25 protein-coding genes are annotated in these 26,661 nt (G+C 72.6%); 13 read left to right on the top strand and 12 right to left on the bottom strand.

Annotated elements, in window-relative coordinates; translation table 11 throughout:
• Positions 1 to 78: 78 nt before the first annotated feature.
• The 3 genes from ACXNSR_RS03470 to ACXNSR_RS03480 all read left to right on the top strand — a co-directional run bounded on the left by ACXNSR_RS03470 (position 79) and on the right by ACXNSR_RS03480 (position 3,540).
• Complete coding sequence (locus tag ACXNSR_RS03470; RefSeq protein ID WP_458640657.1) at positions 79 to 1,605, top strand: MFS transporter; 1,527 nt, start codon at positions 79 to 81, stop codon at positions 1,603 to 1,605.
• Between the two features lie 64 nt (positions 1,606 to 1,669).
• Entirely contained in the window at positions 1,670 to 2,110 is a 441-nt protein-coding gene (locus ACXNSR_RS03475; RefSeq protein ID WP_458640658.1) for an SRPBCC family protein, read from the top strand.
• A gap of 65 nt (positions 2,111 to 2,175) precedes the next feature.
• Positions 2,176 to 3,540 (top strand): carotenoid oxygenase family protein, encoded by a 1,365-nt coding sequence (locus ACXNSR_RS03480; RefSeq protein ID WP_458640659.1) that lies wholly within the window; start codon positions 2,176 to 2,178, stop codon positions 3,538 to 3,540.
• 122 nt (positions 3,541 to 3,662) lie between these two features.
• Here the strand turns inward: ACXNSR_RS03480 and ACXNSR_RS03485 are convergent, their stop codons facing one another.
• The 4 genes from ACXNSR_RS03485 to ACXNSR_RS03500 all read right to left on the bottom strand — a co-directional run bounded on the left by ACXNSR_RS03485 (position 3,663) and on the right by ACXNSR_RS03500 (position 7,467).
• Positions 3,663 to 5,036 (bottom strand): M20/M25/M40 family metallo-hydrolase, encoded by a 1,374-nt coding sequence (locus ACXNSR_RS03485; protein ID WP_458640660.1) that lies wholly within the window; start codon positions 5,034 to 5,036, stop codon positions 3,663 to 3,665.
• Positions 5,029 to 5,478 carry a hypothetical protein gene (locus ACXNSR_RS03490; protein WP_458640661.1) on the bottom strand — a complete coding sequence of 150 codons (450 nt, stop codon included), beginning with the start codon at positions 5,476 to 5,478 and terminating at the stop codon, positions 5,029 to 5,031. Before ACXNSR_RS03490 ends, ACXNSR_RS03485 begins: the two co-directional genes overlap by 8 nt.
• The gene (locus ACXNSR_RS03495) at positions 5,475 to 6,950 is read right to left on the bottom strand and encodes an APC family permease (protein ID WP_458640662.1); all 1,476 of its coding nucleotides are present in this window, start codon (positions 6,948 to 6,950) and stop codon (positions 5,475 to 5,477) included. Before ACXNSR_RS03495 ends, ACXNSR_RS03490 begins: the two co-directional genes overlap by 4 nt.
• Positions 6,951 to 7,110: 160 nt before the next feature.
• Positions 7,111 to 7,467: a carboxymuconolactone decarboxylase gene (locus ACXNSR_RS03500; RefSeq protein ID WP_266600693.1), complete on the bottom strand. Its 357-nt coding sequence runs from the start codon at positions 7,465 to 7,467 to the stop codon at positions 7,111 to 7,113.
• Positions 7,468 to 7,652: 185 nt separating this feature from the next.
• On the opposite strand from ACXNSR_RS03500, the gene ACXNSR_RS03505 reads away from it, so the two are divergent.
• Positions 7,653 to 8,492 (top strand): alpha/beta fold hydrolase, encoded by an 840-nt coding sequence (locus ACXNSR_RS03505; protein WP_458640663.1) that lies wholly within the window; start codon positions 7,653 to 7,655, stop codon positions 8,490 to 8,492.
• On the opposite strand, the gene ACXNSR_RS03510 is transcribed toward ACXNSR_RS03505, so the two are convergent.
• Both ACXNSR_RS03510 and ACXNSR_RS03515 read right to left on the bottom strand, forming a co-directional pair.
• Positions 8,489 to 9,367: an NmrA family NAD(P)-binding protein gene (locus tag ACXNSR_RS03510; protein ID WP_458640664.1), complete on the bottom strand. Its 879-nt coding sequence runs from the start codon at positions 9,365 to 9,367 to the stop codon at positions 8,489 to 8,491. The two genes, ACXNSR_RS03505 and ACXNSR_RS03510, sit on opposite strands and share 4 nt — an antisense overlap.
• Positions 9,364 to 9,804 carry a nuclear transport factor 2 family protein gene (locus ACXNSR_RS03515; protein ID WP_458640665.1) on the bottom strand — a complete coding sequence of 147 codons (441 nt, stop codon included), beginning with the start codon at positions 9,802 to 9,804 and terminating at the stop codon, positions 9,364 to 9,366. The genes ACXNSR_RS03510 and ACXNSR_RS03515 overlap by 4 nt, the downstream gene beginning before the upstream one ends.
• Positions 9,805 to 9,898: 94 nt before the next feature.
• Between ACXNSR_RS03515 and ACXNSR_RS03520 the strand changes: the two genes are divergently transcribed.
• Positions 9,899 to 10,510, top strand: a complete 612-nt coding sequence (locus tag ACXNSR_RS03520; RefSeq protein WP_458640666.1) for a TetR/AcrR family transcriptional regulator — start codon at positions 9,899 to 9,901, stop codon at positions 10,508 to 10,510.
• Between the two features lie 69 nt (positions 10,511 to 10,579).
• Here the strand turns inward: ACXNSR_RS03520 and ACXNSR_RS03525 are convergent, their stop codons facing one another.
• On the bottom strand, positions 10,580 to 11,497 hold the full coding sequence (locus tag ACXNSR_RS03525; RefSeq protein ID WP_458640667.1) for a LysR family transcriptional regulator: 918 nt from the start codon (positions 11,495 to 11,497) through the stop codon (positions 10,580 to 10,582).
• 72 nt (positions 11,498 to 11,569) lie between these two features.
• Here ACXNSR_RS03525 and ACXNSR_RS03530 point away from each other — a divergent pair, with 72 nt between their 5' ends.
• Positions 11,570 to 13,072, top strand: coding sequence for an aminotransferase class I/II-fold pyridoxal phosphate-dependent enzyme (locus ACXNSR_RS03530; RefSeq protein WP_458640668.1), 1,503 nt, complete (start codon positions 11,570 to 11,572; stop codon positions 13,070 to 13,072).
• Positions 13,073 to 13,088: 16 nt separating this feature from the next.
• On the opposite strand, the gene ACXNSR_RS03535 is transcribed toward ACXNSR_RS03530, so the two are convergent.
• From ACXNSR_RS03535 to ACXNSR_RS03545, 3 genes are all read right to left on the bottom strand, one after another.
• Entirely contained in the window at positions 13,089 to 13,403 is a 315-nt protein-coding gene (locus ACXNSR_RS03535) for an SHOCT domain-containing protein (protein WP_458640669.1), read from the bottom strand.
• Positions 13,404 to 13,427: 24 nt separating this feature from the next.
• On the bottom strand, positions 13,428 to 13,901 hold the full coding sequence (locus ACXNSR_RS03540; protein WP_458640670.1) for a DUF6325 family protein: 474 nt from the start codon (positions 13,899 to 13,901) through the stop codon (positions 13,428 to 13,430).
• Between the two features lie 120 nt (positions 13,902 to 14,021).
• Positions 14,022 to 14,675 (bottom strand): GAP family protein, encoded by a 654-nt coding sequence (locus ACXNSR_RS03545; RefSeq protein ID WP_458643551.1) that lies wholly within the window; start codon positions 14,673 to 14,675, stop codon positions 14,022 to 14,024.
• Between the two features lie 273 nt (positions 14,676 to 14,948).
• Here ACXNSR_RS03545 and ACXNSR_RS03550 point away from each other — a divergent pair, with 273 nt between their 5' ends.
• The 3 genes from ACXNSR_RS03550 to ACXNSR_RS03560 all read left to right on the top strand — a co-directional run bounded on the left by ACXNSR_RS03550 (position 14,949) and on the right by ACXNSR_RS03560 (position 19,005).
• Positions 14,949 to 15,749: a YhjD/YihY/BrkB family envelope integrity protein gene (locus ACXNSR_RS03550; protein WP_458640671.1), complete on the top strand. Its 801-nt coding sequence runs from the start codon at positions 14,949 to 14,951 to the stop codon at positions 15,747 to 15,749.
• A 91-nt stretch (positions 15,750 to 15,840) separates the two neighbouring features.
• Positions 15,841 to 17,268 carry a DUF2252 domain-containing protein gene (locus tag ACXNSR_RS03555; protein WP_458643552.1) on the top strand — a complete coding sequence of 476 codons (1,428 nt, stop codon included), beginning with the start codon at positions 15,841 to 15,843 and terminating at the stop codon, positions 17,266 to 17,268.
• A 90-nt stretch (positions 17,269 to 17,358) separates the two neighbouring features.
• Positions 17,359 to 19,005, top strand: a complete 1,647-nt coding sequence (locus ACXNSR_RS03560) for an MFS transporter (protein WP_458640672.1) — start codon at positions 17,359 to 17,361, stop codon at positions 19,003 to 19,005.
• Here ACXNSR_RS03560 and ACXNSR_RS03565 read toward each other — a convergent pair.
• A complete protein-coding gene (locus ACXNSR_RS03565; RefSeq protein WP_458640673.1) occupies positions 19,000 to 20,304 on the bottom strand; it encodes a hypothetical protein in 1,305 nt (434 codons plus the stop codon). The two genes, ACXNSR_RS03560 and ACXNSR_RS03565, sit on opposite strands and share 6 nt — an antisense overlap.
• A gap of 333 nt (positions 20,305 to 20,637) precedes the next feature.
• Between ACXNSR_RS03565 and ACXNSR_RS03570 the strand changes: the two genes are divergently transcribed.
• Complete coding sequence (locus ACXNSR_RS03570; RefSeq protein WP_458640674.1) at positions 20,638 to 21,270, top strand: alpha/beta hydrolase family protein; 633 nt, start codon at positions 20,638 to 20,640, stop codon at positions 21,268 to 21,270.
• Between the two features lie 52 nt (positions 21,271 to 21,322).
• Complete coding sequence (gene helR / locus ACXNSR_RS03575) at positions 21,323 to 23,485, top strand: RNA polymerase recycling motor ATPase HelR (RefSeq protein WP_458643553.1); 2,163 nt, start codon at positions 21,323 to 21,325, stop codon at positions 23,483 to 23,485.
• Here helR and ACXNSR_RS03580 read toward each other — a convergent pair.
• Positions 23,472 to 24,944, bottom strand: coding sequence for a glycosyltransferase 87 family protein (locus ACXNSR_RS03580; protein ID WP_458640675.1), 1,473 nt, complete (start codon positions 24,942 to 24,944; stop codon positions 23,472 to 23,474). The genes helR and ACXNSR_RS03580 overlap by 14 nt on opposite strands.
• Positions 24,945 to 25,056: 112 nt before the next feature.
• Between ACXNSR_RS03580 and ACXNSR_RS03585 the strand changes: the two genes are divergently transcribed.
• Positions 25,057 to 26,199 (top strand): molybdopterin-dependent oxidoreductase, encoded by a 1,143-nt coding sequence (locus ACXNSR_RS03585; protein ID WP_458640676.1) that lies wholly within the window; start codon positions 25,057 to 25,059, stop codon positions 26,197 to 26,199.
• Positions 26,199 to 26,618: a hypothetical protein gene (locus ACXNSR_RS03590; protein WP_458640677.1), complete on the top strand. Its 420-nt coding sequence runs from the start codon at positions 26,199 to 26,201 to the stop codon at positions 26,616 to 26,618. The genes ACXNSR_RS03585 and ACXNSR_RS03590 overlap by 1 nt, the downstream gene beginning before the upstream one ends.
• Positions 26,619 to 26,661 lie beyond the last annotated feature (43 nt).

The following is a 26,661-nucleotide window of genomic DNA, read 5'->3' on the forward strand; positions in this document are numbered from 1 at the left end:
AGGTGCGGACAGGAGTGGACAGTGGCCACTCCTGTCGGGCCTGGATAGTGGACAGCGTCCGCGCCGAGTCTGTGCGACATGAACGTTGCACTCACGCAGACGGGCCGGGCAGCGGGCCGGGCCCCCGGGGCGGGAGCGGTGCTCGCCGCGCTCGCCGCGGCCCAGTTCACCGTCATGCTGGCCACCTCGATCGTCAATGTGGCGCTGCCGCAGATCCGTGCGGGGGCCGGCCTCTCCGACGGTGGGACCACCTGGGTGGTCAACGCCTACGGTCTGGCGTTCGGGGCGCTGCTCCTGGCGGGCGGACGGGTCGCCGACCTGCTCGGCCGCCGCCGGGTGCTGATCGCCGGGCTCGCCCTGTTCGCCTCGGCTTCGCTGGCGGCGGGGCTGGCCACCTCCGCCGGCGTGCTGATCACGGCCCGGGCGGTGCAGGGCGTAGGCGCCGCCGCGATCGCACCGGCCGCGCTCGCGCTGGTGATGGACCGGTTCCCGCCCGGCCCCGGGCGCGGCAGGGCGCTGGGCGTGTGGGGAGCGGTCTCGGGCGCGGGGGCGGCGGGCGGCGTGCTGCTGGGCGGTGTGCTCACCCAGGCGTGGGGCTGGCCCTGGATCTTCCACTCGGTGGCGCTCGGGGCGGGGTCGGTACTGGCCGCCGTGGTGGCGCTCGTACCACGGGACGCCTCGGCAAAGGCCGGCGGACACGACGAGCGGCGGCGCGGGCGGTTCGATCTGCTGGGCACCGTCACCGTCACCCTCGCCCTGACCTGCCTGGTGTGGGGGCTGACCACCGCACGCGGCGCCGGCTGGTCCGGCGCCCGGGTGCTGGGTTCCCTCGGCGCCGCCGCGGTACTGCTCGCGGCCTTCTGCGTGATCGAGCGGCGCCGGCCGGACGCGCTCGTACCGCCCAGGCTGTTCACGACCGGCCGGGTCGCCGCGGGCAATGTGCTGATGGCGCTGCTGGGGTCCGTGTGGATCGCCCTGTTCTTCTTCCTGCCGCTCTACCAGCAACAGGTCCTCGGCATGAGCCCGCTGGCCACCGGAGTGGGCCAACTCCCCCTCGCCGTCGCGCATATGATCGGCTCCGCTCTCGCCCCGCGTGTCGCCCGGGTCATCGGTGCCACCGCGACCGTCACCGCCGCCCTGCTGACCGAGGCGGCCGGGTTGCTGTGGCTGTCGTGGATGCGGGCGGACGGCACCTACCTCGTCGACGTCCTCGGGCCGAGCGTCCTGGTCGGACTCGGCCTGAGCGTCGCCTTCGTCCAGCTCACCGCGCTCGCTGTGGACGGCGTACCCCGGCAGGACGCGGGACTCGCCGGCGGGCTGGTGAACACCACCCGGCAGGTCGGCGGCGCCATCGGGCTCGCCGCCCTGGCCACACTGGCCGGCTCCGTCACCGCCCACGCCCCCACCGGCCGGCCACCACTGGAAGCCCTCACCGCCGGATACCGGGCCGCCTTCACCGTCTCCGCCACGATCCTGGCCGCCACCGCACTCCTGGCGCTGTTCCTCACCCGCCGCACCGGGGCGCGTACCGCGACCGCCACCACCGCCCGACCGGCCACCGGCCCGGGAGCCCCGCCGCTCTCCGCCGTCCGGCCGGACCGGTAGCCCGACCACAACCGCTTCACCGACACCGACACCGACACATCTCATCCAGACAGGAAGTACAGTCATGGTCACCATCGACGAGACCGCTCCCGTGATCGTCCGCCTGAACACCTTGATCGACGCCCCGCTCGCGACCGTGTGGGAGCTGCACACCGACGTCGCGGCCTGGCCCTCGTGGAACACGGACATCGAGCGGACGGAGGTCGACGGACCGCTGCTGCCCGGCCGGTCCTTCAGGTGGCTCACCCACGGGCTGGACATCACCTCCACGGTGCGGGAAGTGGACCCCGGGAAGCGGATCGTCTGGGGCGGGACCGTGCAGGGCATCACCGGCATCCACGTGTGGGCCTTCGAACAGTCCGAGGCCGGCGTCGTCGTGCGCACGGAGGAGTCCTGGAGCGGCGCCCCGGTCGACGCAGAGACCGAAGCACTCGGCAAGGCCCTCCACGACTCCCTGGTGGGCTGGCTCTCCCACCTCAAGAACCGTGCCGAGCGGGCCGCCTGACCGAGCAGCACATCCGCCTCTCCACATCTCCTCCCATCCACTTGTCCACGAAAGGCATTCCCGCCATGACTACCACCCCGCCGTACCTGACCGGCCACTACACCCCCGTCGCCGAGGAGGTCTCCGCCGCCGAGCTCACCGTCGAGGGCACGCTGCCGCCCGAACTGACGGGCCGGATGCTGCGCAACGGGCACAACCCGAAGCCCGGTGTCACCCCCACCCACTGGTTCAAGGGCAGCGGCATGGTCCACGGCATCCGGCTGCGTGACGGGCGCGCCGAGTGGTACCGCAACCGCTGGGTCCACACCCCCGCCCTCGACGGCGCCCCCTACATGACCGAACACGGCCCCGACCTGACCGCCAGCGTCGCCGGTACCCACATCATCGAGCACGCCGGCCGCCTCCTGGCCCTGTGCGAGGCCAACCTCCCCTTCGAGCTCACCCCGGACCTCGACACCGTCGGCGCCTACGACTTCGACGGCAAACTGCGCACCGCCATGACCGCGCACCCCAAGGAGGACCCCGTGACCGGGGAACTCCACTTCTTCGCCTCCTCGCCCTTCCCGCCGTTCCTGACCTACTACGTCTCCGACACCAAGGGCGCCATCACCCACAGCGCCGAGGTCCCCGGAGCGACCGCCTCGCTCAAGCACGACTTCGCCATCACCCGGCGCCACGTCGTCTTCATCGAGGGCAACGTCACCTTCGACCACACCGAGACCTCCGGCATCCCCTACAGCTGGAACGACCACCAGCCCTCCCGGATCGGCGTCATGCCCCGCGGCGAGGACGGCGCCCGCCACATCCGCTGGTTCTCCATCGAGCCCGGCAACATGCTCCACGTCTCCAACGCCTACGAGGACGGCCAGGGCCGCATCGTGCTGGAAGGCCCCACCGTCGACCGCGAGGGATTCCGGCTCTCCTGGAACTGGTGGGTCGGCGCACCCGGACGCAGCAGCGAGCCCCTCGCCCGCTCCTACACCCGCCGCTGGGTCCTGGACCTGACCGCCGGGACCGTCGACGAACAGATCATCGACGACCTCCCCGTCGAGTTCCCCACCCTCAACGAGGACTACCTCGGCGCCGAGAACCGCTACCAGTACGCCATCTCCTTCCCCGACGAGAAGGGTTTCGGCGGCTACGGCATCGTCAAGTACGACCGCACCACCGGCGCCCGCCGCATCCACCAGGTCGGCGACGCCCGCCTGCCCAGCGAAGCGGTCTTCGTCCCCGCCGCCGGCACCAGCCGCGAGGACGACGGCTACCTCCTCACCGTCGTCTCCGACCTCAAGCAGAACGCCTCGCAGCTCCTCGTCCTGGACGCCGCCGGCCTCGATCGCATCGCCACCGTCCACCTCCCCCACCGCGTCCCCGCGGGCATCCACGGCTCATGGATCCCCGACACCGCCCTGGAGGGCGCCGCGGGCTGACCCCGGGCGGGGATGCGGTGCCGCTCCGCCGCGCCGCATCCCCACCGCCCGCCAAGAACGGCCCTTCCCCCGGGGCCGGTTGCCGGAGCCGCGAGACGTCGCGGCTCCGGCTTTCCGCCGTGTCAGCGCGCCGACGCGTAGCCGAGGAGGAAGAGCGCCTCGACGAGGGCCATGTTGCGGATCTCGCTCGGATCGACGCTCTCGTCGGGCGCGTGGATCAGGCAGCGGGGCTCCTCCACCCCCATGAGGATGATCTCCGCGTCCGGGCAGGTTCCGGCGAGCACGTTGCACAGGGGGATGGAGCCGCCCTGGCCGAGGAACTCCATCGGGCGCCCGTACGCCTGTTCCATGGCGCGTCCCATGGCCCGGTAGGCCGGCCCGTCGGTGGCCGGCCGGAACGGCGAGCCGGTGCCCTCCTTCTCCACCGATACGCGGGCGCCCCAGGGCGCGGCGGCGGTCAGGTGCGCGGTGAGGGCGGCCAGCGCGGCCTCGGAGGCCGTCCCCGGTGGCACCCGCAGGCTCACCCGGGCCCGTGCCTTCGCCGGTACGGCGGCGGCGGAGCCGACCACGGGCGGGCAGTCGATGCCGAGCACCGTGACGGCCGGCCGCGCCCAGAGCCGGTCCGCCACCGAGCCGGAGCCGGTGAGGCGTACCCCGTCCAGGACGGAGGCGTCGGCCCGGAACTGCTCCTCCTCGTACGGCACTCCGGTCCAGGTACCGGTGCAGTCCAGGCCGTCGACGCGGGTGCCTCCGTCGGCGTCGCGCAGGGTGGAGAGCATCTGGATCAGGGCCGCCAGGGCGTCGGGGGCGGGGCCGCCGAACATCCCCGAGTGCAGGTCGCCGCGGAGGGTGCTGACGGTGACGACGACGTTGGCGAGGCCGCGCAGCGCGGTGGTGGCGGTGGGCCGGCCGACGGCGGCGTTGCCGGTGTCGCAGATGAGGAGCGCGTCGGCGCAGATGTCGCCCGGGTGCGCGGTCACGTACTCCTCGAGCCCGCCGGTGCCCTGCTCCTCGGACCCTTCGGCGACGAACTTCAGCCCCACGGGCAGCGCGTCGCCCAGGGCCCGCAGCGCGGTGAGGTGCATGACGATGTTGCCCTTGCAGTCGGCGGTGCCGCGTCCGTACCAGCGTCCCTCGCGCTCGGTGAGCGTGAACGGCGGAGAGGTCCAGGCGGCTTCGCCGAGCGGGGGCTGCACGTCGTAGTGGCAGTACAGGAGCACGGTCGGGGAGCCCGCCGGGCCCGGCCGGTGGCCGAGGACGGCGTGGCTGCCGTCGGGGGTCTCTTCCAGGTGTACGTCGATCAGGCCGGCCCCGGTGAACGCGTCGGCCACCCACCGGGCGGCCCGCTCGCATTCCTCGGGAGGGAACTGCCGGGGGTCGGCCACCGAGCGGATGGCGACCAGTTCGGCCAGGTCGGACTTGGCGCGGGGCATCAGGTCATCGATGCGCCGGGCGAGGGCGTCGGCGTCCGGCGTGCCGGTGGTGGGGTCAGCCATCGCCGTCGCGCCTCACCGTCTGCTCGGTCTTCAGGTCCGCGATCTGCTCCTGGATGCGGTGCAGGGTGTCGGGGCAGTAGACCTTCAGCACGAGCGCCTCCGCCTGGACGGCACGGCGGTCGGCGATGACCGGGCGCTGGCCGGGTCCGGTGGCCCCGTTGGAGAGGTTGATCTTCCACAGGGCGGACTTGAGGGCGGAGGCGGGGTCCTCGCAGACGATGCCCCCGTCCTCGCCGAGCGCTCGGGCCAGGGTTTGGGGGTCGGGCCGGGTGAATCCGGCGGCGACCAGTTCGTCCGTGAGCTGGTTGGCCTTGTCCAGGGCCTGGTTGGTGGACCGTACGGCCTTGTACTGGATGAGCCCGATCACGACGAAGGCGACGAGCAGGACGATCGCGCCGATGTGGATCCACCGGTGCTGGGAGGCGAAGCGGGTGGGGCTCATGCCACGTCTCCCGTCGACTCGGCGGCCGCGGTGCGCCAGCTGGGCTTGCGCATCCGCAGGCACAGCCAGGGGATGACCACCCCGAGGAGCAGCAGGCCGCCGCCGACGATGGCGACGTAGGCCCAGACGCTGCCGCCGCCGAACTGCGAGGACGGCACGAAGCCGATGACCATGGCCGCGGCGGAGGCGAGGAAGCCGGTGACGCACACGAGGCCCAGGGCGGGGGCGCGGTAGCCGCGCGGGTGGTCCGGCTGGAGTTTGCGCAGCCGCACGGCCGCCACGAACATCAGCAGGTACATGATCAAATACACCTGGGTGGTGATCACCGAGAAGATCCAGTAGACGCTGGACACGTTGGGGATCAGCGCGTACATCAGCGCGATCACCGTGGTGACGATGCCCTGGGTGACGAGGATGTTCTGCTGGACGCCGTGGCTGTTGAGCTGTTGCAGGAACGGCGGCAGGTAGCCCTCTTGACGCGAGATCAGCAGCAGGCCCTTGGACGGGCCGGCCAGCCAGGTGAGCATCCCGCCCAGGGAGGCGGCCACCAGGGCCACCGCGGCGATCGGGGTCAGCCAGCCGATGTGGAAGTAGGAGAAGAACGCGTCGAAGGCCTGCATGACGCCCGCGGTCAGTGACAGCTGGTCGGCCGGGACCACCCAGCTGATGGCGAGGGCCGGCAGGATGAAGATCAGCAGCACCATCCCCATCGCGAGGAACATCGTCTTGGGGAACTCGCGCGGTGGGTCCTTCAGCGAGGAGACGTGGACCGCGTTCATCTCCATGCCCGAGTAGCTCAGGAAGTTGTTGACGATGAGCACCAGGCTGGCGAGGCCCGTCCAGACGGGAAAGATGTTCGAGGCGCCCATCGGGGCGGCGGACGGGTTGCCCTGGCCGAGGAACACGATGCCGAGGATCACCAGCAGGGAGCCCGGGATGAGCGTGCCGATGATCAGGCCCCAGGAGGCGAGCCCGGACAGCGCCTTCGTGCCCTGCGAGGACACCCAGACGCCCGTCCAGTAGAGGACGACGATCACGATGGCCGTGTAGACGCCGTTGGAGGCCAGGGCCGGATCGATGACGTACGCCAACGTGCTCGCGACGAACGCCAGCAGGCTGGGGTAGTAGAAGATCGTCATGGCGAACTGGCACCACACGGCGAGGAACCCGAGCGGCTTCGACAGTCCCTCGCTCACCCACCGGTAGACGCCGCCCGACCACCCCGACGCGAGCTCCGCCGATACCAGCGAGGTCGGCAGCAGGAACACGATCGCGGGTACGAGGTACAGGAACACGCAGGCCAGGCCGTACACGGCCATAGTGGGCGCCGCGCGGAGGCTGGCGACGGAGGCCGTCGTCATCATCGCGAGGGTCACCCACGTGAGGGTGGGGGTGCCGGTCCTGGCCGATGCGGCCTCGGTCGTCCTGCCCTGCGGGCGATCCTCCGGAAGGGGGGCATCCATGGCACTCAAGTGGGCCTCCGGGTCGACAGGGTCGATCCCGTCAAGGCTCACCCGTCTCCGCGCGGCGGGCGAGCCGGCTTCGGCCGTCCGGAGGAACGGCGGCCCCGGACCTGCGCCTGCCGTCTCCCGGCACCGGGAGACGGCAGGCGCAGGTCCGGCCGGAAACGGCTCAGGACTTGTGGCGGCTCTCCTCTTCGGCGGCGGCCATGGCTTCGGCCTCGCTTTCGAGCATGGCTATGGCGACGCCGAACGCCTGGGCTATGTGGCCCGCGGCCGACATGACGCGCGCGGTGCCCACGACGGGCGCGATCGCGACGAGCACGTCCTGCAGCTGCTCGACGGTGAAGTCGGCCTTGACCGCGGGGCTGATGTGGGCGAGGTAGGAGATGGCCGGGGCGTCCATGGCGACGAGGGCGGCGATGCGGGTGGTGATGAGGGTCTTCTCGTCCATGCTGCAGTGTTCGATGGAGTCGATGGTCATCGCGGCGAGCGTGTCGAGAACGGGAGCGTCAGACCTGGTGGCCATGTCGGAACCGCCTTTCGGTGCTGAACTGAGCCGGACGCGCCGACCCCGGCCGCGGGACCAGGGGCGTGCCCGGCGGGTTGCCGTTTCAGCGTAGGCGTCGCCCGGGGCCCCCGCCCGTTGGGCTGTCCGGGCGAATACCGGCCTCCCGTCCGTGGGCATCATGGGAGGTGCGAGGAGGAACGACGATGGCCGAACGCATGATCCGGGTGGACGGCGTCGAGCTGTGCACCGAGTCCTTCGGCGATCCGCAGGATCCGCCCGTCCTGCTCATCATGGGCCTGGGTGCCTCGATGCTCTGGTGGGAGGAGGGCTTCTGCCGGATGCTGGCCGCGGGCGGACGCTTCGTGATCCGCTACGACCACCGCGACACCGGGCGGTCGGTCACCTACCCGCCGGGCCGCCCCGGCTACACCACCGCGGACCTGGTCGCCGACGCCGTCCGGGTGCTGCGCGCCCACGGGATCGCCGCCGCGCACGTCGTGGGCGTCTCGGCCGGAGGGGCGCTCGCGCAGCTGCTGGCGCTCGCCCACCCCGGCCGCGTCCGGTCGCTCGTCCTGATCAGTACGTCCTGTGCCGTGCCCGGCGAGCGCGGGCTGCCCCCGCCGACCGAGGAGTTCGTACGGTTCGCCTCGGCCGCCCACGCCGACGGGCGGGACGCCGAATCGGTGATCGACGACCAGGTCGCCTACGCGCGCGTGCTCGCGGGCGGGCGGCGTCCGTTCGACGAGGCCGCCGTCCGCGGCCTGGTCCGCCGCGACGTCGAGCGCGCGCACGATTTCGGCGCGGCCCGCAACCACGACTCGGTCGCGGAAGGCAGGGTCGCGCGGGCCCCGCTGTCCTCCATCGCCGTACCCGCGCTGGTGATCCACGGGACCGCCGATCCGATGTTCCCGCTCCGCCACGGTCAGGCACTCGCGGAACGGATCCCCGGAGGACGGCTGTTGGCTCTCGAGGACGCCGGACACGGCGTCGAGCGAACGGACTGGCCGACGATCGTCGCCGCGATCCTCGAGCACACGGCTTAGGTCGCGCTCCCCGCCCGGCCGGAGAGCTCCCGCACGGCAACCGTCCGGAAGTCGTGCGGCGGGCGGCCGGTGAGACGGTGGACGGTGTCCGTGGTGCGGTCCTCGGCCCCTTCGGCGATGGACCGGTCCATCGCGGCCAGCATCGTGGCGAACTCCGGCGGGATGACCGAGGCCAGGCGGTCGCGCACGGCCTCGTAGGTGAGGTGCTGGTGGACCACCCGGCGGCCGCTGACCTCGGTGAGCAGTGCGGCGATGTCGTCGTGGCTCAGGGCCTGCGGCCCGGTGAGGACCAGGTCGGTGTCGGGCGCGCGGTCGTCGGTGAGGGCGCGGGCCGCCACTGCGGCGATGTCGTCGGCGTCGACGAATCCGACGCGGCCCGTCCCGGCCGCGGTCCGGATCACGCCGTCGGCGCGGATGCTGTCGGCGTGGGCGTGCGTGCCGGTGAAGTTCTGCATGAACCAGGAGGGGCGCAGTACCGCCCATTCGTCGAACAGGCCGGGCAGGGCCCGGTGCACCTGTCCGACCGCGGGGCCGCCCTCGGTGATGGCCGAGGAACTCAGCAGTACGGCGCGCCGTACGCCGGCGGCGCGGGCCCGGTCGAGGAAGGGCAGCATGACGGCCGCCGGGTCCGGGTCGCCGACGGGCGGGACCAGGTAGACGCGGTCGGCCCCGGCGAGGGCGTCACCGAAGCAGGTGGGGTCGTACCAGTCGAAGCGGACCGGCTCGGCGCCCGGGAGCGGCGCGGCCCGGCGGCTGCCGGCCCTGACGCGCCGGCCGGCGGCGACGAGCTGTGCGGTGGTGCGGCTGCCGGTGGTGCCGGTGGCTCCGATGACCAGGGTGGTGCCGGTCGGGGTGGTGGGGGCGGTGGCGGTCATCGGGCGCTGCTCCTCGTGGGGGCCGTCGGGAAGGCCGCTCCGGGTTCGTGGACGGCGAGGGGGTTCCAGTAGTCGCGGTAGGAGGTGAACTGCCCGTCCTGGACGGTCACGACGGCGATGTAGGTCATGTCGAAAGGGCTCCCGGTCGCGACCAGACGGCCCACCCCGCGCATCTCGACCACGATGGTCTCCGGGTCGGTGGTCTCGTGGATCCGCAGGTCGGGGAAGTCGTGCAGGTCGATGTGGTCGGGATAGTCGCGCATGTAGGCGGCGATGGCCTCCCGCCCGTCCAGCCGCCGGGGCCAGTCCGGCGGGGCGAAGGGGAACTCCATGCTCCCGTGCTCGGCCCACAGGCCGACCCAGGAGGCGATGTCCTTGTCCAGGAGCAGGCGGAGGCTGTGGCGGTACAGATCCGGGGGTGGGGTGGTCGCGGGCACGACGGTTCTCCGTCCAATACAATACGGACCGACGGTCCGCTTCTCTTCCGAAAGATACGGACCGCTGGTCCGCTTTGCAACCGGAGGGAATCCGATGACCGTCGAACGCAAGCCGCGCAAGGACGCGGTCCGCAACCGGGCGGCCGTCTTCGCCGCCGCCGACACCCTCTTCGCCCAGTGCGGCAGTCCCGAGGAGGTGACCATGGCCGACATCGCGGCAGCGGCCGGAGTCGGCAAGGCGACGCTCTTCCGCGCCTTCGGGGACCGCAACGGACTGATCCGCGCGCTCTACGAGGCACGGCTCGAACCGCTCGGGGAAGCGGTCGAGCGCGGGCCCCGGCCGCTGGGGCCGGACACACCGGCGGCCCTGCGCGTACCGGCCCTGCTCGACGCGCTCCTGTGCTTCAAGCTCGACAACCGCCACCTCGCCCTGGCCCTGGAGGGAAGCGGCGCGGACAGCCCCTACCGCACGGAGCACTACGAGTACTGGCACACGCTGCTCCGGGACCTGCTGCGGCTCGTCCCCGGTCCGGCCGACACCGACTTCGCCGCCCACGCCCTGCTCGCGGCCACCCGGGCCGACCTGGTCGCTTATCTGGCCGAGGAGAAGGACGTGGCGCGTGCGGAGCTCCGCGCCCAGCTGGCGAGCTTCACCACGGCGGTCCTCGACGCCCGAGCGGGGCGGGGGCCGGCCGCCGCGCCATGAACGCCGCTTCCACCCGCGGCGGCGTCCGGGAGATCGGCCGATGGCGCGGATCCGCCGCAGCCGGTGGGGTCAGGCCGCGGCCCAGCGGTCCGTGATCAGCGCGGCCTGCTCCCGCAGTGCCCCGATCAGTTCCTGGGCGGCACCGGCCGAGGTGGACCGCAGTACGGCGACGCTGATCTCCCGGGCGAGATCGGGTCGGGCCAGGCGGCGGACCACCAGGTCGGGCCTGGGATGCCCCAGGGCGAGCCGCGGGACGAGGGCCACGCCCGTCCCCGCCGCCACGAGGCCCTGGACCACCGCGTAGTCGTCGGTACGCATCACGTGCAGGGGCTCGTACCCCTCCTGCCCGCACGCCCACGCCAGCACGCGGTCGCAGGGATCGTGCGGGTCCGCCGCGCCCACCCACGCGGTGTCCCGCAGTTCACCGAGGGACACCTGCTCCCGCGCCGCGCAGGGATGGTCCTCCGGCATCACCAGGAGCAGCGGATCGGACAGCAGCGGGTGGACTTCGAAGCTCTCGTCGAGGTCGAGGCCGTCGCCCGGCTGCGAGAAGACGAGAGCGGCGTCGAGCTCCTTGGCCCGCAACCCGCGCAGCAGCAGGGGGAGCTCGCCTTCGGTGAGCGAGATGTGGACGCCTTGCTGGTGGAGCCGCTTGACCGCGGGAGCCAGCAGCAGGGCGCCCGCCGTGGGGAACGTACCGATGTGGAGGGTGCGCATACCGCGCTCGGCCAGGTTGCGTACCTCCAGCTCGGCGTTGCGCAGGCGGTCGAGTACGGCTTCGGCGTGCGGCAGCAGGGCTTCGCCGAGCTCGGTCAGTGTGGCTCCGCGCGGTCCGCGCCGGACGAGCCGGGCGTTGAAGTGGGCTTCCAGGGCGGCCAGATGGTGGGTGATCGTGGGCTGGCTGTAGTGCAGTGCGCGGCCGGCCGCGGCGAGCGAGCCCTCCTGTGCGATGGAGCGGAGCACCTGGAGCTGCCTGACGTCGAGCATATAGACAGGGTATGGAGGGGTAACGAAAAGTCCACCGTTCCTCAATGGCCGGACGGCTGTCACGCTCCGGGGGTGAACATCAGAACGACCGATCACCGCACCCCCTCCCCCACCCGTCCCGGCGCGGGCCAGCTGTCCGCTCCGTACGCCGATGCCGTACTGGGCCACGCGGGACGGGACTGGCTGAGACTGAACGTCCCCGGTCATGCGGCGGCCCCCGGATCGGACCTCGCCGGCTTCTTCGGCCCGCGGATCACGGCCCTGGACTTCCCGCCCCTGCTCGACGGCATCGACCTCGGCCCGGACACCCCGCTGGACAGGGCGCTGGCGCTGGCCGCCGAGGCCTGGGGCGCACGGCGCACCTGGTTCCTGACGAACGGCGCTTCGCAGGGCAACCAGATCGCCTCGATGCTCGCCCCCGCCCTGGGCCGCACGCTCGTCGTGCAGCGCAGTGTGCACTCCAGCGTGATCGACGGGCTGGTGCTGTCGGGCATGGACGCCGTCTTCGTCCAGCCGTCCGTCGACCCGGAGCAGGGCATCGCCCACGGCGTGACCGCCGAGGACGTGGCGGCCGCGCTCGCGCGGACGCCGGACGCGGCCGCCGTGTACATCGTGTCCCCGAGCTACTTCGGCGCGGTGGCCGACGTCCGGGCCGTCGCGGACACCGCGCACGCCGCCGGGGTGCCGCTGATCGTCGACGAGGCGTGGGGATCGCACTTCGGTTTCCATCCCGCCCTGCCCGCGAACGCCCTCTCCCTGGGCGCCGACCTGGTGACGTCGAGCACGCACAAGCTGGCGGGCAGCCTGACGCAGTCGGCGATGCTCCATCTGGCGGAGGGCCCCTTCGCGGACCTGCTCGAACCGCTGGTGGACCGGGCGTTCCGGCTCGTGCAGTCCACCAGCGCGAGTGCGCTGCTGACGGCGTCGCTCGACCTGGCCCGCAGGAGCCTGGTCACCGGCGCCGACGCTACGGGCAGCTCGGTCGAAGCCGCGGAGAGGGTGCGGGGCGTCGTACGGGCGCTGGGCCGCTTCACGGTGGTGAGCGACGGGTTCCACGCCTTCCCCGACATCGTCGGGGCCGACCCGCTGCGCATCGCGATCGACACCCGCGCCGGCGGGATCACGGGCCACGAGGCCCGGCTCCGGCTCTTCCGGGACCATCGGATCATGGTCGAAGTGGCGACCGACGCGGCGATCGTCGCCGTGATCGGCGCGAGGTCCGTGCCCGACACCGACCGGTTCGTGGAAGGGCTGCACACGCTGCCCTCGCCGCTCACCACCGACCCGGCCGGCGCCGCGGACCGCATGCTGCGGCTGCCGGAGCCCGGGGCGGCGAAGCTCACCGCCCGCGAGGCGTTCCTGAGCCCGGCCGTGGTCGTGGCCGCGCGGGAGGCCGTCGGGCGGATCTCCGCGGACACCCTGGCTGCGTACCCGCCGGGCATCCCCAACATCCTGCCCGGCGAAGTCGTCACGGCCGAGGCCGTCCGGTTCCTCCGGCGGACCGCGGAAGCGCCGAACGGCCATGTCCGCGGCGCACTCGACCCGGGCGTGACGCGCCTGCGCGTCGTCGCCTGAGCCACCGGCGCCCGGCCTAGCCCAGCAGTCGGCGCTTCTGCTCGGCGAACTCCGTCTCGGTCAGCACGCCCTGTTCCTTGAGGGTGCTGAGCTGCTTCAGCTGCTCGATCCTGGTGGTCATGTCGTCGGCCGGCGGCGCGGCGGCGGGCGGCGGGGGCGGCGGGGCCGCCGCCTGCTGCTGGGCCTGCTGCTGGGCCTCCATCTGGGCCTGCTGCTGGGCGTCCTGCTGCGCCCAGCGGCCGCCCTGGCGGCGGGACACTCGGTTGGACACCGCGGTGGCGGTGCCCGCGATGACGGCGGTGCGGGCGACCCCGCGAAGAAGTCCGGGCATGATGCTCATCTCCAGGCTGTGTGGCTACTCTCCGGCGGACGGGTCCTCCAGGGCGTCCAGCGACGCCAGCAGGGCCTGCACGGGGATCCGTCCGGCGGCCACGAGCTGCGCCCCGCCGCGTCGCAGGGCACGGGCGAAGGGCGCCGCCCAGGTGTTCTCGTACACGATGACCCCGGCCGAGCTCCCGGGTTCCAGGGCGGCGGCGGCCTCCTGGATGTCGCCGCCGTCGAGCAGACCGGACGACGCCCCTTCGAACACGGTGAGGTCGATCTCGCCGCCGAGGTCCTGCAGCTCGAGCGCGGTCACCGTGCCGTCCTCCTCCTTGCGGACGAAGGCGAAGTCGAAGATGCGGATGATGCCCCGGTCGACGAGGTCGACGAGGATCGGGAACCCCTCGCCCGTCATCCGGTTGCCCGGGAACTCGACCACGATGTAGTCGACCGGGCCGAGTTCGTCGATGTCGCCGAAATCGGCTCGCGGCTCGGTCTCGCCGCTCATGGCAGCTCCTGTCGGGAGAGGGGGGAAAGGTCTTTTCATTCCAGCACGCCGCCCGCTCCCCCGCACGTCTGGCCGCCCCGGTCGGCCGGTCGGCCCATGGGCCGGTCAGCGGTCAGCCGGTCAGCCGGTCAGCTCGTAGATGCTCTGCGCGGTCAGCCACAGACCGAGCAGCAGGCAGACGAACACGATGGCCTCGTCCTTGTGCCCCTCCATCCACGCACGCATCCGCAGCAGCCGGGCCTGTGCGGCCTCCGGCGCGAACACCATGTACAGCTCCGCGGCCAGCAGGCTGGAGCTGGCCAGCAGGCAGAAGCCGAACAGCGCGATGAACGTGGTCGCGTGCGAGGTGTCGGCCTCGATCACGGTCGTCGCGCCCGCCGCGACCATGCCCCACGGCTGGATCAGCACCGCCAGGCCCGCCGCGGCCCACACCGAGCCGACGTCCACGCGGGAGGGTTTCGGGGCGGTGTCCCGGGCGGCCGCCTTCTCCTTCCTGCGGCGGTAGCGGCGCACCCCGTAGACCACCAGCCCCACGCCGATGGCCAGCTTGAGCGCGAGCGCCGCCACGCCGGGCGGGGAACGGGGCGCCGGAGGCTGGCCGCCGGTCAGCGCCAGCACGATCGCGATCACCGCGATGAGGTTGGCCAGCCACGCCAGGATGAAGGCCAGCCCCTTCCACACTCCTCTGGGCGAGGACACCACGAGGATGAACGCCATCATGGGCAGCGGGTAGAGGGCGATGGCCAGCGCGATGAGCATGAGGTCGAGGACCATGGCGCCCCAATCGTGCGACGACATACGACACTACGCACCGGACCGGGCTCCTACACCTTTTGCCCATCGAGATGCCGCCCCGGTCTTCGTCCACCAACCTGGACCAAGACGAAGGAGGCCCGCCATGACGACGACCCGGCATCCGCCGTCCGTGCCGTACGCCGCTGCGGGCCGCTGATGTGGTCGGAGCGCAGGGCACGGTGGCGTGCGCGTTCCCGGGAGCTGGCCGCGGCCGCCAAACGGACGCAGGTGCGGGCCGAGACCCGGTTCCCCGTGATCACCCATGTCACGGAGCGCATGATCGGGGTGAACATCTTCGACTCCGCCACCCGACTGGCCGCCCAGTGCTTCCTGACCGCCGTGCCCCTGCTCTTCGTCGTCGCCTCGTTCGCCCCGGAGGGAGTACGCGACCAGCTCGTCTCCTCCGTACGCACGATGTTCGGGCTCACCGGCCAGGCGAGCGATCAGCTGACCGCCGTGTTCGACGGCTCCGGCGAGGAGGACATCCGCAACGCCGTGGGAGCGGTCGGCGCCGTGATCGTGCTGCTGTCGGCGACCGCGGTCAGCCGTGCCATGCAGCGGCTGTGCAAGCGTGCCTGGCAGATCCCCCGGGGCGGGACGCGGGTCGCGATCTGGCGCTGGTTCGCCTGGATCCTCGCCTGGATGGTCCTGCTGATCTTCCAGGGGCCGGTCCGTGACGGGTTCGGGCTCGGCCTCTGGCTCGGGATCCCCCTCACGCTCCTCCTCCAGACGCTGGCCTGGTGGTGGAGCCAGCACCTGCTGCTGGGCGGGGTGATCCGCTGGCCCCCGCTGCTGCCCGGCTCGCTCATCACCGCCGCCGCCGTGACCGCGCTGTCGCTGGGCGCACGGTTCTACATGCCGAACGCCCTCAACCGGGCGCTCTCCACCTACGGGTCCACCGGCTCGGTGTTCGTCATCCTGTCGTGGCTGATCGTGCTGTGCGTGGCGGTCGCCATCGGCATCACCCTGGGCGCCGCGCTGGCGCAGGAGCCGTACCTGGCGCGGCGGCTGGGCAGTCCGGTGCAGGGCCGGCTGCGGCAGGAGAGTCCCTGAGGGACCGTACGGACGCCCGCGAAGCACCGGGGCGGGGTGGGTGCGATGCTGGGGGCAGGGGTCCTGGCGGCCGGGAGGTCCGACGATGACGATGCGTGACACGACCGCGGCCCCGACCGCGACGGACGGCGGCCCCCGGCTCTCGCCCAGGGACCGGGCCGTGAACGGCCGGGCCGCCCGGGCAGCCGCTCCGAGATCCGCCCACGGAGACTTCGAGCCCTCGTCCGACCGGGCGGATCCGATGGACGTCATCGAGCGGCAGTCCGCCACCCGGCTGCAGGAGCTGGTGCCGATCCGCTACGGGCGGATGGCGGAGTCGCCGTTCCGTTTCTACCGGGGTGCCGCCGCGATCATGGCCGGTGACCTGGCCGGCACACCCGACTCGGGTATCCGTGCCCAGCTGTGCGGCGACGCGCACATGCTGAACTTCCGGCTGCTCGGCTCCCCCGAGCGGAACCTGCTGTTCGACATCAACGACTTCGACGAGACGCTGCCCGGACCGTGGGAATGGGACGTCAAGCGGCTGGCGACCAGCCTGGTGATCGCCGGGCGGGAGAACGGCTTCTCCGACGGCGAGCGCGCGTCGATCGTGACGTCGGCGGTGAGCAGCTACCGCGAGCAGATGCGTGCCTTCGCCGGGATGCGCACCCTCGACGTCTGGTACGCGCGGGTGGACGAGACGCACCTCCAGGCGCTGGCGGAGGGCTCGCTGCACACTCGCGGACGCAAGAACGTGTCCGAGGCGCTCAGCAAGGCGCGCGGACGCGACAGCCTGCAGGCGTTCGAGAAGCTGACCGAGGTGGTCGACGGCCGGCGCCGCTTCGCCGCCGTGCCTCAGCTGATCACGCCGGCTTCCGAACTGCTGCCGGGGCAGGAGCAGGATTCGGTCGAGGACCAGATCAGGGAAGTCGTCGGACGGTACAAGCTCAGTCTCCAGTCGGACCGCAAACACCTCCTGCAGCAGTACTCCATCGTCGACATGGCCCGCAAGGTGGTGGGCGTCGGCAGTGTCGGCACGCGCTGCTGGATCGTCCTGCTGCTGGGCCGCGACGGCGACGACCCGCTGATCCTGCAGGCCAAGGAGGCCGGTGACTCGGTGCTCGCCGCGTACGCGGGCCCCAGCGAGTACGCGACCGGGGGCGAACGGGTCGTGGCCGGCCAGCGGCTGATGCAGGCCGCGAGCGACATCTTCCTCGGCTGGCAGCAGACGCACGGGCTCGACGGCCTCGAACGGAGCTTCTACGTGCGTCAGCTGCGCGACTGGAAGGGCATCGCCGAACCCGCCCGGATGGTGCCGCGCGGTATGCGGGTCTTCGCCGGACTGTGCGGCGTGACGCTCGCGCGGGCGCACGCCCGGTCCGGCGACCGGATCGCCATCGCGGCGTACCTGGGCCGTAGTGGCGCCTTCGACCAGGCGCTCGTGCGGTTCGCGGAGAGCTACGCCGACCTCAACGAGCGCGACCACCAGCGTCTGGTGGACGCCATCGCCTCCGGACGGGTGACCGCCGTCGCGGCCTGACGGGCTCGGCCCGACCGGCTCTTCGGCCAGTCGGCTGACACGGCGGGCGAGGTGCCCGGGTGCCTCGCGCGACCGTGGCACTCTGCGCGCATGACAGCGGCGAAGGCAGGACCGGCCGGGACGGCCGGGAACGCGGGGAACCCGAAGCTCATCCTGCTGACACTCGCGGCCGGGCAGTTCCTGATGGCCCTGGACAGCTCGGTGATGAACGTCTCGATCGCCACGGTGGCCGAGGACATCGGCACCACGGTGAGCGGCATGCAGGGCGCGATCACGGCCTACACGCTGGTGATGGCGATGCTCATGATCAGCGGTGGCAAGGTCGGCGCGCTCATCGGCCGCAAACGGGCGTTCATGATCGGCTGCGTCATCTACGGACTCGGTTCCCTGACGACGTCGCTGGCCCCGAACCTGACGGTCCTGCTGCTGGGCTGGTCGTTCCTGGAGGGGGTGGGAGCGGCGCTGATCCTGCCGGCGATCGTGGCGCTCGTCGCCTCGAACTTCGGCAAGGCGCAGCGGCCCGCCGCCTACGGCCTGGTCGCGGCGGCGGCAGCGGTGGCGATCGCGGTGGGACCGCTCATCGGCGGCGTCGCGACCACCTTCTTCTCCTGGCGCTGGGTGTTCGCCGGTGAGGTCGTGATGGTCCTCGCCATCCTGCTGCTGGCCCGGCGGATCGCCGACGCGCCCCCGGAGCACCGGCCGCGGATCGACGTGCTCGGCGCGGTCCTGTCGGCTGCGGGCATCGGACTGTTCGTCTTCGGCATCCTGCGGACCAGCGAGTGGGGCTGGTTCCGGCCCAAGGCCGGGGGGCCCTCGTGGTTCGGCGTCTCGCCCGTCGTCTGGCTGGTGCTGGCCGGGCTGATGCTGGTCTGGCTGTTCTTCCGCTGGGAGGCACGCCTGGCGGCGCGGGGTACCGAACCGCTGGTCGACCCGGAGCTGTTGAAGAACCGTCAGCTCTCCGGCGGGCTGACGATGTTCCTCTTCCAGTACCTCGTACAGATGGGCGTGTTCTTCGTCGTCCCGCTCTACCTGTCGGTGGCGCTCGGCCTGTCCGCCCTCCACACGGGGGCGCTGATCCTGCCGCTCTCCATCACGCTGCTCGCCGCCGCGGTCGGGGTCCCGAAGTTCATCCCGAACGCCTCGCCGCGGCCCGTCGTGCGGTGGGGAATCCTGGCGATGTTCGCCGGCGCGGTCATTCTCATGGCGGCCCTCACCCCGGATTCCGGGGCAGGCGTCGTCACCGTGCCCATGCTGCTCATCGGGCTCGGGATCGGGCTGCTCGCCTCACAGCTGGGGGCCGTCACCGTGTCGGCCGTACCGGACGAGAAGAGCGCCGAGGTCGGCGGCATCCAGAACACCGTCACCAACCTCGGCGCCTCGATCGGCACCGCCCTCGCCGGGTCGATCATGATCGCCGTGCTGACGAGTTCGTTCCTCGCCACCATCGACCAGAACCCGGCGGTCCCGGCCGACGTCAAGACCCAGGCGCACACCGCCCTCGCCGGCACGGCCCCGTTCCTGTCGGACGAGCAGCTCAGCGAGGCCCTCGAAGCGGCGGGGACGGACCCGGTGGTGGCACAGGCCGCGCTCGACGCGAACGAGGAGGCACGGATCGAGGGTCTGCGGGCAGCGCTCGCCCTCCTCGCCCTGGCGGCGCTGCTCGCCCTCTTCTTCACCCAGCGCATCCCGGCGGCCCAGCCCGCCGCCGCGCGCGGCCCGGCCGACGGCCCGTCATGACGGGTGCGGGCTCGGGGTCGTCCCCTCGGCGGGGGCGGACGTGTCCTCGGCAAGGAAGTCCGTGACCGCGAGCGCGAAGAGCAGGGCGAGGGCGAGGCCCACGACCACCCAGCCGGTGGGGTAGGACCACAGGATGTAGACGAGGACGGCGATGGCCACCAGGCCCCAGGTGAACCAGGAGCGGTGACGCCGGATGAAGGGGCCGACGGGGCCGGTGCGCAGGCCCAGGCGGTCGGCGGTGGCACGCGTGGCGACGATGCCGGAGTGCCAGATCTGGCGGGCCGCCGTGGCGTACTTGCCGGGGCCGGAGAGCCAGGCGGCGAGGGCGATCACGATGCCGAGGACCACGACCATGCGGATCGTCGTGCGCAGCAGCCGGATCATCGCGTCGTAGACGGAACCGGCCGCGGCCTGGGAGACCGTGTCCGGGAGCGCGTTGAGGTAGACCGTACGGAAGACGGTCAGCCCGAGGCCGAGGACGGCGACGGAGAACGCGACCGCGAGGGCCGCGGTGACCAGGATGCGGCGCCGGTGGGCGGAGAGCAGGACGCCCGCGGCGACGAGCAGCACGGCGATGATCGGCAGCCACACACCGAGGATCTGGAGGAGCCGGAAGCCCGTCTTGACCCGGCCGATGTCGTTGGACTGCACGACGGTGAAGTCGGTGTGGATCTCGGGGATCTTGCCGGCGACGGTCATCCCGGCGTCCACGAGCCGTGTTTTCACCTGGTCGATCACCGGCGCGAGGTCGATGGTCACCGCGTCGTTCTTGATCTGCACCGCGCCGTCGCCGCTGCCGGTGAGGGCTTTGACGAGCGAGGTGTGGATCGTGCGGTTGGCGTTGGTCCAGATCGTCTCGAACTGGTCCGAGGCGATGACGTCCTGCGCCTTCTCCTTCACGAAGCTGCTGACCGCGCCCTCCAGCGAGCTGCCGAGCTTGCCCAGCGCCTTCTGGAGCAGGGGCCGCTGGTCGGGGGCCACGTCCTCCAGCAGGGTTTCGAGGTCGAGGTGCTCCATGAGGGCGGCCGTGACCCGGTTCGCGGCGGCCGCCTGGACGTCCGGGTCGGAGGCCAGCGGGGCGACCGTGGCGACGTAGCGGTCCGTGTTCCCGACGATGCTGGAGGTCCAGGACGCGACGATGCCCAGCGGAGCCAGCACACAGCCGATGATGATCAGGAGGGCGGACAGCAGCGACTTCATCCGGTGCTTGGGTGGGGTCCGCTGAGCGGCTTCCGCTTCCAGGGCGGCGACCCTGGCCCGCAGTGCCGCGAGTTCGCCCGCGCTCTCGTCACCCTGCATGGCTGACCTCCTACGGGGTCGGGAGCCGTGGATCCCGGAGGATCGGTGGATGACGCCGTACCTGCGCCGGAGCAGACGGTGGCGGCTCCCCGTTGCCCCACAGCCTGCCCCGGCGCGCCGGGAGCGGCATCCGCAGTTCGGCCGTACGAATGAACGCGGCGGGGCGGACGGCGGAGGACTCCGCTCAGCAGGGGCCCGGGCTCCGGTCGTCCGCGGCGCTGCCGTCGGTGCCGTCGATGCCGTCGATGCCGGTCTCGCCCTATGCCGAGCCCGGCCGCTTCAGCGAACACGACGTCACCGTGGCCACCGGCCCGCTCGCGGTGTCCGGGCACGATGAGCGTCCCCCACGACCGGGCTCCCGGCCCCGGCGTGGTGCTGCTCGCCGGCCGCGGGACGACGGTGCTGCGCTTCGACAAGGCGACCTACGCCCACCGTGATGCGGCCGCGGCAGCGAACCTGACGATGACCCAGGAGTACGTGCCGCATGCCGTGGAGGCGGTCGGCCTGCTCCGCAGCCACCGCTCGGTGGACCCCGGGCGGGTCTTCGTCCTCGGCCACAGCATGGGCGGCAAGGTCGCCCCCGCCGTCGCCGCACCCTCGGTGGCGGGCCTGGTGATCATGGCCGATGACACGCAGCCGATGCACCACGCCGCTGTCCGCGTCGCCGGCCGCCTCGCCACCGTGCTCCCCGATCAGGTCCCGCCCGCGGTCGTCGAAACCTTCCGGCGGCAGGCCGCCGAGCCACGGCAATACCGAAGGATGTTCCTCAACCCCCGGTTGACGAGGGGAGACGCCCGTACGGAACGGACGGTCGGGGAAAGGGGAGTACCCACTCCTTTCCACTCTCAAGTTATAACGCACCGGGGGGCTTGCGGCAAGGCCCCACTCGTCCCGCAGAATCGCTCCTCGAAGCCAGGACCTGCGAAAACGGGAGATCCCCATAGTGCGTGCGCTGTTGTCGGTTGACGGGTCGTTCGATGAGTTCGCGGGTGTACCCCCGCAGATCGGAGCTGCTGATATCACTGCCCTGACCACCAGTGCGTTCGACCTTCCCGCCCGCCTCTCCCCCAAGGCCGACCCGGCGCTGATCGGCGGCGACGAGAAGCACTTCGCGGCCGTCGCGCGGAGCCTGGAAGAGACGATCGCCGAGCTGTCCGACCGTTTGGAAGGCCTGCGCCGGGCTCCGGGCGGCCTGGGCCGGGAGGCGATGGACCGGGACGTGGAGATCCACCGGCTGACGGGCCGTCTGCGGGCGCTGCGGCGCTTCGGGTTGGACCTGTGCCTGGGGCGGATGGTCCGTGAGGACGACCCCGAGCCCGTGTACATCGGGCGGCTCGGCCTCACCGACGGCGCGGGGGGCCGGCTGCTGATCGACTGGCGCTCGCCCGCGGCCGAGCCCTTCTTCGCCGCGACCCACGCCGGCCCGATGGGTCTGGCGAGCCGCCGCCGCTACCGCTGGACCCGCGGCCGGATCGGTGACTACTGGGACGAGGTGTTCACCGCCGACGGGTTCGAGGGGCACGCGGCGCTCGACGACCAGTCCGCCTTCATCGCCGGACTGGGCGCCAGCCGGTCGCCGCGGATGCGTGACGTGCTCGCCACCATCCAGTCCGACCAGGACGCCATCATCCGCGCCGGTTCGCGCGGCGCCCTCGTCGTCGACGGCGGTCCGGGCACCGGCAAGACCGTCGTGGCGCTGCACCGCACCGCCCACCTCCTCTACTCCGACCCCCGCCTCGGTCACCGTCGGGGCGGCGTGCTCTTCGTCGGCCCGCACCAGCCCTACCTGTCCTATGTCGCCGATGTGCTGCCCAGCCTCGGCGAGGAGGGCGTGCAGACCTGCACGGTGCGGGACCTCGTCGCCGAGGGGGCCGCGGCCGAGGACGAGGCCGACCCGCGGGTGGCGTACCTGAAGTCCTCCGCGGACATGGTGAAGGCGATCGAGAAGGCCGTCCGGATCTATGAGGAGCCGCCCGCCGAGGGGATGACGGTGACGACCCCCTGGTCCGACGTGTGGCTGAGCCCGGACGACTGGGCCGAGGCGTTCGACGCGGCCGCGGGCACTGCGCACAACGAGGCGCGCGAGCCGATCTGGGAGGAGCTGGTGACGATCCTGCTGGAGAAGCTGGACGACGAGGACCTCTCGCCCGAGCTGTTCGCCAGGTCGCTGCGGTACGACGAGGAGCTGGTCGCCGCGCTCGACCGGGCATGGCCGACGATCGACGCCGCCGACCTCGTCGGGGACCTGTGGTCGGTGCCGTCCTACCTGCGGATGTGCGCACCGTGGCTCGGCCGTGAGGACGTGGCGGCGTTGCAGCGCGCGGACGCCCGGGCCTGGACGGTGTCCGACCTGCCGCTCCTGGACGCGGCGCGCCAGCGGCTCGGCGACCCGGAGTCGGCACGACGGCTGCGGCGGCGGAGCGCCGCGGTGGCCGCCGAACGCGAGCGCATGGCCGGGGTCATCGACGACCTGCTCGCGGCCGATGACGACGGGGAGGGCGCGGTGACGATGCTGCGCGGCAAGGACCTCCAGGACAGTCTGGTCGACGAGGGCGCGCTGCCCGGGGCGGACCCGGACCTGCTCGCCGGACCCTTCGCGCACATCGTCGTGGACGAGGCTCAGGAACTGACGGACGCGGAGTGGCAGATGCTGCTGCTGCGCTGCCCGTCCCGGAGCTTCACCATCGTCGGGGACCGCGCCCAGGCCCGGCAGGGCTTCACGGAGTCGTGGCGGGAGCGGCTGGAGCGGATCGGGTTCGACCGGATCGACGTGGCCTCCCTGAGCATCAACTACCGGACGCCCGAGGAGGTCATGGCGGTTGCGGAGCCGGCCGTCCGGGAAGCCCTCCCGGACGCGAACGTGCCGGTCTCGGTCCGCAGCACCGGCATTCCCGTGGTGCACGGCGACGTCGCGGATCTGGACCCGATCCTCGACCGCTGGCTGGACGAGCACGCCGACGGGGTCGCGTGCGTCATCGGGGCCGAGGGCACCGGGGCCGGCGCCTTCCGGGAGACCTCACGGGTCCGGTCGCTGACCCCCGGACTGTCCAAGGGGCTGGAGTTCGACCTCGTCGTCCTCGTCGACCCGCAGACCTTCGGTACGGGGATCGAAGGAGCGGTCGACCGCTATGTCGCCATGACCCGGGCCACGCAGCGGCTCGTCGTCCTCACGAGTTCCTGACCCGGTCGTACGACGGCCGCGGCCCGCCCCCGGCGCCCGGCCGGCCGGGGCCGCGCCGCCGCCGGAGCGCCGGGGCCGCCAGGATCAGGAGGACCGCGGCGCCGTACGCGGTCGCGCTCAGCGCCGGCCGGTGGCCGAGGACCGGTGCGAGGAGGTAGACGGCCGCGCCGGCGAGGGCGATGCCGAGCCATTCCCAGCGTCCGTCCAGGGCCACGAGGGCGATCAGGATGAGGGCGTACCAGGAGTAGCCGGGGGTGAGGAGGACGAAGGCCCATCCGGTGACCAGGAGGGCGCCGCTCCACGGGCGCCGGGGGTCGCCGCGCCGCATCACGTACAGGGACACGCCCGCCACGGCGGCGAGGAGCACCGGGAACGTCCAGCTGTCGGGCAGGACGAGGCGGAGCAGTGCGTAGCGGGAGCCCGCGGAGGGGTCGTCGTAGCCCTCCTCGGCGACGTAGCCGCCGAGGTAGCCGAGGACGGAGTCGTGCGAGAGCAGCACGTAGGGCAGGTACGCGAGCAGGGTGAAGGCGGCGGCGGGGACCAGGACGGCGGCCGCGTCGCGGACCCGGCGCACCCCGGACAGCGCACCGGGCAGGACCACCGCGGGCATGAGTTTGGTCGCGACGGCGGCGCCGAGGACCAGGCCTCCGGCCGCCCTGCGGCGCAGCCCGCGCTCGGCGACGAGACCGAGGCCGGTGACGGCGAGCAGCACGCCCAGGACGTCCACGTGCGCGTTGTTCACGGCTTCGATCGGTACGGCGGGACACCAGGCCCAGTACGCGGCCCGGCGCGGGTCCAGGCCCCGGCGGCGCAGGATCAGCAGCAGCGCGCCCGTGACGCCCAGGGAGAGGAGCCCGGCGCCGATCTGGAGCGGCTTGTGCCGGGCTCCGGTCGGGGAGAGCCGGTCGACCGCCAGGAAGTACGCCTCGGCGACGGGCGGGTAGATGGTGTGCACGGCGGGCCGGTTGATGCGGGTGCAGTGCGGGACGGGACCGCCGCCGGGAATCGGGGCGCGGTCCGGGCCCGCGCAGTCGGCGCCCGTGGGGAAGAGCCAGGGGTCGCGCAGCCGGGCCGGTCCCGGGTCCTGCGGGGCGTGGTCGTACGGGGAGATGCCGGCCGACTGGACCCGCCCGTCCCAGGCGTAGCGGTAGGAGTCGGTGCTGGTACGGGGCGGGGCCACCAGCCCGGTCGCGGCGACGGCGAGGGCCCCGGCGAGGAGCAGCGGCACGACGCGGCCGGCCGGGACCCTGCGCAGGGCGAGCAGGGCGAGGCCGAACAGCGCCCAGCAGGCCGCGTACCGGAGGAACAGCCCCGTGGGGTCGGTGAAGTAGCCGTCGTGGCGGACGGTGAGGACGAGGGCGGCGGTCAGGGCGACGAGGGCCGCGGCCGTGGCCGGGAGGGGCGGGACGGTCGGGAGGATCCGGACGGTCGGGACGGTCGGGACGGTGCGCGGTTTCACCCCAGCAGCGTTCCAGCAACGGGTCCGCACGTGGCGTCCGCCGTCCCGCACGTCCGCATTCCGTAAGGTGTTCCGCCCGCTCTCGGAGCCGTCGGCGGGGTGTCATGGGCTCATGCCCTTCACTCCGCCCCAAGGCCCGCCGATCACCTTCACGGCGCGGCTGCACGACGCCCGTACCGCGACGGTGATCGGCCGCCTGCTCGGGCTCGCCGTCGTCGTCTGTTTCGCCACCGGTGTGCTCAGCCATTTCCTCCAGCACCCGCCGTCCCGGCTCGCCGACCTGCTGCCGAGCCGCCCGTACTGGGGCTACCGGCTCACCCAGGGCCTGCACGTGGCCTCGGGCATCGCCGCGATCCCGCTGCTGCTGGCCAAGTTGTGGACGGTCTACCCGCGGCTGTTCGCGTGGCCGCCGCTGCGGTCCGTGCGGCACGCGCTGGAACGCCTCTCGGTGGCCGTGCTCGTCGCCGCCGCGGTCTTCCAGCTGTTCACCGGGCTGCTGAACACCTTCCAGTGGTACCCCTGGCCGTTCTCGTTCGTGCCCGTGCACTACGCCGTCGCCTGGCTCCTGCTCGGCGCGCTGCTGCTGCACGTCGCGGTCCAATGGCCGCGGATCCGCGACCACTTCACCCGTCGCTCCCCCGGCACCCTGGCGCTTCCCGAGGCCGACGGGCCGGACCGGCGGCAGCTGCTGGCGGCCGTCGCGGCGGGGGTCGGCGCGGTCACGCTGACCACGGTCGGACAGTCCGTCACCGCGCTCGGTCCGCTGGACCTGTTCGCTCCGCGCAGCCCTGCCCACGGCCCGCAGGGGCTGCCGGTGAACCGTACGGCCGCTGCGGCGCGCGTGACCGGGGCTTCGCTGGCCGACTGGCGGCTGACCCTGGCCGGACCGCGGCCGACCGTCCTCACCCTGGCGGAGCTGCGCGCGCTCCCGCAGCACGAGGTGACCCTGCCCATCGCCTGTGTGGAGGGCTGGAGCAAGTCCGCCCGGTGGACGGGGGTCCGGGTACGGGACCTGCTGGAGCGGGCCGGCGGGGGCCCGGACGCGCGCTGCCGGGTGGTGTCGCTGGAAGTGGCGGGCGCGTACCGGGTGATGGAGATGGGCCGCCTGTACGCGCAGGACCCGCTCACCCTGCTGGCGCTGCGCCTGAACGGCGAGGTGCTGTCCCTGGACCACGGCTACCCGGCGCGGATCATCGCCCCGAACCGGCCGGGCGTGCTCCAGACCAAATGGGTCGGCCGGCTGGAGGTGGCGTGATGGGCTTGCGGTACGCGGTCGGCGGCCTCGGCCTGGCCGTCATGGCCTTCGGCGGCTTCCTGCTGGTGCGGGAACCCGAGCCGTGGCGGATCGCCCTGTGGCTCGCGGGCGGGGTCCTCGTGCACGACGGGTTGATCGCCCCGCTGGTCATCGCGGTCGGGGCGCTCTGCACGGCGGCGGGCCTGCGCCTGCGCGGGGTCCCGCGCGCCGCGCTGGTCGTCGCCGGATCCCTGACGGTGATCGCCCTGCCGCCGCTGCTGCGCCCCGGCGGCGTGGCCAACGCGTCGGTGCTGCCGTTGGACTATCCGCGGAACTGGCTGCTGGCGATGGGCGCGATCGGCGTGCTCATGGCCGCGTACGCGGGAACGCGCGCGTGGGCGCGGGCGCGGCGACGACGCGGCACGGCCCCGCGGTCCTGACACTTGGGGGGAGTCGATGCCGCGCCGGCATCGACTCCCCCTT

It is taken from the genome of Streptomyces sp. NC-S4 (assembly GCF_054353315.1).